This is a genomic window from Aquicoccus sp. SU-CL01552, assembly GCF_040365005.1.
Classification (GTDB): Bacteria; Pseudomonadota; Alphaproteobacteria; order Rhodobacterales; family Rhodobacteraceae; genus Antarcticimicrobium.
In genome coordinates this window covers 1-7,439 of record NZ_BAABWV010000036.1, presented here as the reverse complement: position 1 = coordinate 7,439, position 7,439 = coordinate 1, and the positions used below count along the sequence as shown (strand labels likewise).

Genomic DNA, 7,439 nt, shown 5'->3' with positions numbered 1-7,439 from the left:
ACCGCGACCAGCTTGGCCGCGAAAAAGGGGGGCGTGGTCGCCTGATCGGCCGGACCAAGGGTAGCATGAACACCGAACTGCATGCCATTTGCGACAGCCAAGGTCGACCGCTCAACGTGTTCGTCACCGCCGGGCAGGTCACACCGACTACATCGGGGCGCGGGCGCTGCTCAGCAGTCTCCCAAACGTAGACTGGCTGCTCGGGGATCGCGGCTATGACACCGATTGGTTCAGAGAAGCGTTGCAGGACAAGGGGATACGCGCCTGCATCCCTGGCCGCAAGCAGCGCAAGACACCGGTCAAATATGACAAGCGCCGATACAAGCGGCGCAACCGCATCGAGATCATGTTCGGCAGGCTCAAGGACTGGAGGCGCGTGGCAACCCGATACGACAGATTTCCGAAGGTCTTCCTCGCGGTCATCGCGCTCGCGGCAACCGTCATCTATTGGTTATGAATCCTGACCCTAATGCGAAACCTCTAAGCCCAAACCGATCGCCCTCGCCTATTTATTTTTTGACTTTTCCTTCTCATCCGTCTCAATCATTCGCACGAGGCTATGCTTCCCAATGTTAATTGAAGTGGACTTCAACATACCGTCAGCCATCTCCAAAACGGCTAAGCGATCATTCTTTTTAGCATGACTCCAATATACCCTAGTCAGGAAATGGGATGCCACCAAGAACCTAAAAAATGGCGCATCCGGGAATTTCTTCACAACACGGTCAAAATTCTCTTTTCCACTCTGCACATCAATATCTGACAGCCAAATTGACTTTAGCATCTCTTGATACTCAGACGAAACCTCGCATTGAGAAACGCTCTTGGCCAAAACTGGACCTCGCGCACTTTCGCAAAGGTGCCCCACAACCCGGTGAAATGGCATGCCAATCAATACATAACGCAACCCGTCTATTATTCTGTCGAACATCTTCCTAACTTCTTCTACAGAACGGTCGCCAGGGCTTTGGGAAACGAACTTGTCTATGTTCTCGTCTGAAGTAAGAGTTTCTCTCAACCCGTCAAAGTCGAAAGCATCATGACGCCGCGTCCAATCCTCGATGATTGCAGCAAGCCCTTGCACTATTAGCGACGACAACTCTCGTTTGGTACTGGCGTCAAGGTGCTCTGCACCAGACCCCAACAAAGTTGTCGCAATACTCCAGTGCCGAACCGAATCCACAAAAGGCTCCCGGTCGCTCTCCTCGATTCCCCCTTCTGAAACGTTGTCCTGAAACTTGGAGAACGATCGTCTAACTTCATCCGAAGCATCGAGGAGCTGCTGCTTGTCTTTAGTTTGGTTGTCGCCGTTCTCAACGGATTTCACAGCCTGATCGACCCGTGATTTCAACGACGACACCTTCTTATGTGAGAATTTAAGCTTCCCTTCCAACTCGCCCGACAAGAGAATTAGTTCATTTTCTTCACTCTGATTCCTTTCGGCCACATCACTCCGCAGCGTAGACAAAACATCATCTACCACATGTTCAGAGGGCCCAATTTCCGCATACAAATCAAAGGTCGAAATATCAAAAAAATCACTTCCCAAATTAAAGTATTTTCTTGCAAGATCTTCATCTGAAGACAACGCCAACGCCAACAAGTAGTGCTCAATAAATGGCAGAGTCACGCAGACTCGCTCCCCCTCAAAATGCAATACCCCATTCTCCAGAAAGTCCTGAACAAACTTAATGGGCTCAATATCAAAATCATATTTCTTGGCAAATCTGCTAGTAAAATCTATCAGTTCAGCGTGAGTGAAGGCTCGTTTTTCCACCCATATTTCAACTAATAGACTTTGAAGAAATCGAGAGCGAGTCGTTCTGCTGAGCTGGATGCTTGCTTTGTCATCCGCAACCACAAAGATAAGAAACCCTGCGACCGCTAACTCCATTAACTCTGCACGACGGTTGGCTTGAATAAGTGCTGTAAGAGTTGATCGCGGAATTCCTGCGAAGTAACTGGGATGAGCATCGAGATCGAATCTTCTAAAGGTATCTCTGAGGCGTAAAGCAACTACTTCCGCCTCTGCGCTTTCCATGTCAAAATTTTTCTGAACGAAGTGAGACATTTGCGTAAATGAAACTTCGCAAATCTCATACGCTTCCACCCCTAGTGTTGCTGCAAACTCCCCTTCATAGAACAAATTAGAATACGTCCGATCAACAAAAATAAATTTAGCGTCCGAGTGCTTACTTATCTCCTCAACGATAAAGTTCATCCTAGAACGAGAGTGAAGAGGAACGCCGTCGAAGACAACAACCGGAATAGCTGGACACTTTCTAATTTTTGAAAAGTCCACAGAAGCCGCATACTCAATTCCATATGCCGGCGGCTTTACTTGACTTCCCTCAACCACGATTGGAATAATTTGCTTATCTGCAATACTCGATTGAACTAATTCATCCGCAATAACCCAGGCCAAACTTTTCTCTGGATACCCCTTGGTCAAGGAAATAAATATTCTATCTTGAAGATGAAGGCAATCTATAATCTCCTTCGCCCCTCCATCCTCGCTGGCGCTTCCAGCCTCCTCTTCAACTTTACGAATTCTTGGAAGAGGAAGTTTATAGCCCTTTGGGAGAAGTCGATACTCAGGTGAAATCTCTCTAAGCTTTTCGTCAATCTGAATTGAAACACCCTCAACTAAACCCGGCAACAGAGGCGCGTCCTCCTTCCCCTCAAACAAGTCAGGCGTGGAGTTGTCAGCGCCCCCTATCTCTTTAATACATTTTACAAAATTTCCCGCCTTCAATTGTAGTTTTAAGAAAGTCATCGCGTTCTTTGCGGCAACCTCCCTCACTGCGCCTGCGGTTTTCCCTTCCAACCTCCCCTTTGTGGAATCTGCATAATCGGAAATTCCCCTTATTGAGATAGCCGGCACGCCTTTCTTTTGAGCGCGCTCGAACACACCACCAGATTCAGTCTCAATTGCCATCACTTTGCGATCAAGCCCTTTAACTTTTTCATTGTATTTCTTGCTAGCGCTCACGGCTCCGCATATTATCACGCCCTTTAAACTCTTGGGTTCGGAAACTTCTTCTTTCTTATTATCCCTGCCATACACTGGGTCAGGAATCTTCCGCGCGGCGAAATCTGAACACTCTTTTTGCCATTTTATATATTGAGGTTTTAGCTCCGGTAACAGCCTAACGTAATCAAATGAGCTGGAACACTTTTTCGGCGAAGGGAAATGGGTAGGACTAAGCGCAAGGTCGATCCCTCCCCCGTCCCCGTCAGAAGCTTTCGTGTTGTCGTACACATCTATGACACTGCTGGAATAGCAAACGTCACACAAGTGGATGTCTTTCGACAGCGCCCCTGCAATGCCAACGCAGACAACAAAGCTAAAACTGAAGCGCTCAAAAGCTTGATCAACTGCATTCGCTGCAGCGGTTTTACCCATGTCTTCCTGTAGGACGGCGATTGCTGTAACGCCATCCACATCGGTTTCGACTTCGGACATGAAGCATCCATCTTCAGTCAGGTCCACTTTGTGCTCGAAGATGGCCTGGAGCTGTTGGAACTCTTCTTCGAGGGGAACTACTATCAAAAGGTCAAAGTGCTTCTTGGTCATCTATTCTTGCTCTTAGCTTGAATCGTTTGCGTCACAGTGGCACCTAGCGAACGGCGTAGCAACCTGAAGGGTACACAGGAGCTTCATCTCTCCTATAAGAACTACTCTACTCTAGCTTGACCTTTGGAGGCAGCAGTGGCGGTCGATGCATTCCCACACGAAATTCCTGCAGAAAAGTGCGGAGGTAGCCGCTTCTTCATCCGCTTATGCTTCATGCTTACTTCAATCCCTCAACCGACCTCACCATCAAACGGCAACTACACGCACCAAGCCCCACGCCACTTGCAGGAAAGTAGCGTACTCGAGGCAGAAACGAATCCCGTACCCATTTGAAAAGTATGTAGATTTTGGTTTTGCTCCCCCCACACGCCTTCAAATCGAACTCAAAACGCAGGTAACGTTTTCATTTTCAAGGACTTACATGGGAATGAATCGCGGAGGCGTCCCGGAGAGTGCCCTGAATGGGTCCCATGAAGGCCACCGCAGGGCAAGCTTTCTTCTCTCAATCCGAGAAAAATTCTTCATCGAGCCTTCGCAGGTATAGCGTATCTTCGACCCGACACCCCACGTTGTACCTCACCATGAGCTTGGTCAGGGTTTCATTGTCGATCAAGACAATCCTTTTGCTGAGAAGCTGAGCTGTTTCAACGGCTTCGTTGGTGAAGCCCGATGTCGTAACGAAAAGTCCTTTTGTGGCCTTGAAACGATCCAAGCTCCCGAAGAAATCTCGGATTGCACCGGGGCCGACGTAGTTTCCGTCCCCATAGCGTTTTGCTTGAATGTAGACCCGGTCCAGGCCCAGCGCGTCTTGGTCAATTACTCCATCAACACCGCCGTCACCAGCGCGACCAATAGCCCGGCCTGCATCGGTCACAGAACCACCGTATCCCATAGCCACCAGCAAATTTACCACCAACCCCTCAAAGAAAGCAGGTGAGGCGCTTCTAATCTTTTCCAGCATCTCAGCCCGGAGGGTATCTTCGATTTTCTGGTGTGCTGCCCGCATGATCTCGTCGGGTGTCTTCGAACTGTTTTCGACCGCATCAGCATCTCCACTGGCCTGCGCGTTACCGGCATCCTGTGAGTTTCGCCGGTTCTTGAAGTCTTGAAACTCGTCAAACTCTTCCAGCATTCGGGCGTCAATTGCATCTGGGTTCTTGGCAAGTACCGCACGCCCTCTATCAGAGATAGTGAAGTGAGCGCGCCTTGTTGCTTCGACCAGTCCCGCCTGCTTCAGATAGGTTTTAGCCCAATGGATGCGGTTGGCGACGATGGTCTGCTTCCCGCTGGGCAGCAGTTCGGCCTTTTCATCTTCGGTCAGATCGAACTCTTCCGAAAGCTCCTCGATGACTGTGCTGATTTTGACTTCGCCGTTTTGGCACTTCCTCAACACAGGCAGCATAAAAGTCTGGTAATCTGGAATGCTCATATCTGGCCTCAAGTGAAATTTTTCAATCCACCTCATACACTGATAGTTGAGCTAGAAAAATACCGATACACCCCAACGGATACAGGCGATCGAAAACTTTGAGCCATCACCCCCGCTCAAGCCGCTCTATGGTCCTCTTCACCTGTGATGCCTGCCATTCACCGCCACGGGCCGTTCGCACCCCCGCCCGGTTCAACTCCGCAGCAATCTCCCTGAGGCTCCTTCCGGCTTCCCGCAGGGGCTGAATTAGGCCAGCCACGCTCTGGGCGCGTTCAGTGGCCTTTCGCTGAACCTCTTGATTCCGCTTCAGGGTCTTGTCGCGGGCACCGCCGAGCTTCACGCCACGGGCCTTGGCTTCTTTGAGGGCAGCCTTGGTCCTGATAGAGATGAACTCCCGCTCCTGCTCAGCCAATGCGGCGTAGATGTGGAGCTGGAACTTGTCCGCCTGAGGCATAGCAGCCACGCGAAGCTGAACCTTACGGTCATCCAGAAGGGAGGCGATGAAGGACACCTTGCGGGACAGGCGGTCAAGCTTGGCGACAAGCAGCTCAGCGCCATGCTTACGAGCCACATCAAGGGCCTTGGTCAACTCCGGCCTGCGATCATCGGCACCAGAGGCAACCTCAGTGAACTCCGCAACCACCTCAAAGGGCTGGTCGCTGTAGCCTTCCAGATACAAGCGGATGTCCCTGTCCTGCGCCTCAAGGCCCAGCCCAGACTTGCCCTGCTCATCCGTCGATACCCGACGATAGATCACATAGCGTTTCATTCTGCCTAACTCCGTCTGCTCGACCGAGGAGATAGGCAGCATCGTTGCAAATGTCAACGGTCGTTGCGAGTGTTACGAAAAAGGGAGCCGTAGCGCCAGCCGCGCGGTCTCTTGCATTGGACCGAGAAGCTGACCTCCAGCGGCGCAGCGGTGTTCGAGGTGTGGGTCAACGGGCGAGGTAAAGTGCTCATCGCCCATGCGCGAATAGGAAAAGACCTCCACCCCACGGGGGGAAAGCGCGTGGCTCTATATATGATCTCAGCTACGCGAATTTTTGCGCAGAAATATTTGGAGGTGCCCGGTCTCCCGGATACCTCCTGCTTGTTGGGGGCAACAGGCGGCACTCTACTTCCGCCCAGTCAACCACTCCTTGATCTCATCGTCAGATGTCATGCCAGAACAGGCTGGACTGTGTCGCTTCCCGCGTTCGGGTAGCTTTCGCCTCACCCTCGCGGGCACGTTGAGCCTCAACCTTCGCGGTCACCTCTTCCAGCTTCTTCTGCTGTGCCCGGTAGGCCGCATGTTTCGCCTGCATCTGGGCCGCTACCTCAGCCGCAGAGGGCCAGCCAAAGGTAGTGACGCGGCCTTGCTGGTTGCACTTAGGGTCAGCCACGACGGCTCACCTTCACCAACCCGCGCTGAACCGCTTCGGTCCACGGAACAACACCCATGCCGGGAATGTTGATCGCCACTTCACCACCGTCAAACACTGGCTCAAGGCCAGCGTCTAGCAGGGCCTGCGGGAAGTCCTGGGATTTCCACGCTTCGGTGGCCTCATCAGGGGCCATCGGTGTCCATGCTGCGGCGTCTGCTTGTGCTGCGAGGTCTTGGAAAGCGGCGGTGCTGCCGGTCTTCAGCATCTCGCTCACAGCCGCGTTGAAAGCGGGGCGGTTGTCTTGCCACAGCTCTTGCAACTCAGCTTCGTCCATGCCGGTGGCGGCGGTGACTTTGGCGGCGCAAGCATCGCGTACAGCGCCCAGCGCCTCTGCACTCTGTCCACCTTCAAGCATCAGATAATCCAGCGTCTTCTCGCTGAACCGGCCTTCATTCAAATCGGCTTCGAGGGAGGAGATAGTGGCGGGGGATACGCGGGGCAGCACCTCAGCAGTGAAGTTATCAGCGGCAGCGTCAGCCGCGCTCTCAGGGGCCTCCACAGCGCCTTCAGGGGCAGCGTGAGGGTTTCCCTGCGGGGCAGCGTTATGGCCGCTGTGAGGGGTGCTGAGGGGCTGTGTGGGGGCAGCTTTAGCAGGGTCTGCGATGAGGCCGTCACGAACAGCCTGCGAGACCTTCACACGAATCCCGCCGATCTCGACCAGATCATTCGGGCGGGGATTGCCGCCGGGGACAGGAAGTCCAGCTTCGGTGCTGAAGGTCAGGCCGGTTGCCGGGTCTGCGGTTGGGGCGACGGTGTGCTCAAGACCCCCGCTTTGCCGGATGCCGTGGCCGCCAACTACTTCCAGTGAACCTTGGCCCACCGTTGCGGTGAAGCCCATGGGACGGGATGCGAGGTTGCTGCCGGAGGGGTTTGCGGGGTCTACGTTGTGTCGATATTCCATGATGATGTCCATTCTTTCGGGATTTTGGGAAATAGAGCTCTGCGCTCTGGGGGAGCACCTTCAGCCGCCGTTCCGGTGAAACAGAACAACCCGATTTGTCTGGAGGAT

General features: G+C 52.8%; 5 protein-coding genes and 1 pseudogene. 1 reads left to right on the top strand and 5 read right to left on the bottom strand.

The window, feature by feature from the left end:
- Positions 1–457 (top strand): annotated as a pseudogene (locus ABWV23_RS22160) (IS5 family transposase); the annotation flags it as partial.
- A 48-nt stretch (positions 458–505) separates the two neighbouring features.
- Here the strand turns inward: ABWV23_RS22160 and ABWV23_RS22155 are convergent.
- From ABWV23_RS22155 to ABWV23_RS22135, 5 genes are all read right to left on the bottom strand, one after another.
- A complete protein-coding gene (locus ABWV23_RS22155) occupies positions 506–3,577 on the bottom strand; it encodes a phosphorylase family protein (RefSeq protein WP_353351861.1) in 3,072 nt (1,023 codons plus the stop codon).
- A 502-nt stretch (positions 3,578–4,079) separates the two neighbouring features.
- Positions 4,080–5,006 (bottom strand): restriction endonuclease, encoded by a 927-nt coding sequence (locus ABWV23_RS22150; RefSeq protein ID WP_353351859.1) that lies wholly within the window; start codon positions 5,004–5,006, stop codon positions 4,080–4,082.
- A gap of 106 nt (positions 5,007–5,112) precedes the next feature.
- Positions 5,113–5,775 carry a recombinase family protein gene (locus tag ABWV23_RS22145; protein ID WP_353351857.1) on the bottom strand — a complete coding sequence of 221 codons (663 nt, stop codon included), beginning with the start codon at positions 5,773–5,775 and terminating at the stop codon, positions 5,113–5,115.
- Positions 5,776–6,157: 382 nt separating this feature from the next.
- Positions 6,158–6,388: a hypothetical protein gene (locus ABWV23_RS22140; protein ID WP_353351855.1), complete on the bottom strand. Its 231-nt coding sequence runs from the start codon at positions 6,386–6,388 to the stop codon at positions 6,158–6,160.
- Positions 6,381–7,343 carry a hypothetical protein gene (locus tag ABWV23_RS22135; protein ID WP_353351853.1) on the bottom strand — a complete coding sequence of 321 codons (963 nt, stop codon included), beginning with the start codon at positions 7,341–7,343 and terminating at the stop codon, positions 6,381–6,383. Before ABWV23_RS22135 ends, ABWV23_RS22140 begins: the two co-directional genes overlap by 8 nt.
- Positions 7,344–7,439: the final 96 nt, after the last annotated feature.

Excerpts from the sequence above, each read along its gene's own strand:
- ABWV23_RS22150 (WP_353351859.1), bottom strand. The coding sequence starts at position 5,006 with ATGAGCATTCCAGATTACCAGACTTTTATGCTGCCTGTGTTGAGGAAG.
- ABWV23_RS22145 (WP_353351857.1), bottom strand. The coding sequence starts at position 5,775 with ATGAAACGCTATGTGATCTATCGTCGGGTATCGACGGATGAGCAGGGC.
- ABWV23_RS22155 (WP_353351861.1), bottom strand. The coding sequence starts at position 3,577 with ATGACCAAGAAGCACTTTGACCTTTTGATAGTAGTTCCCCTCGAAGAA.
- ABWV23_RS22135 (WP_353351853.1), bottom strand. The coding sequence starts at position 7,343 with ATGGACATCATCATGGAATATCGACACAACGTAGACCCCGCAAACCCC.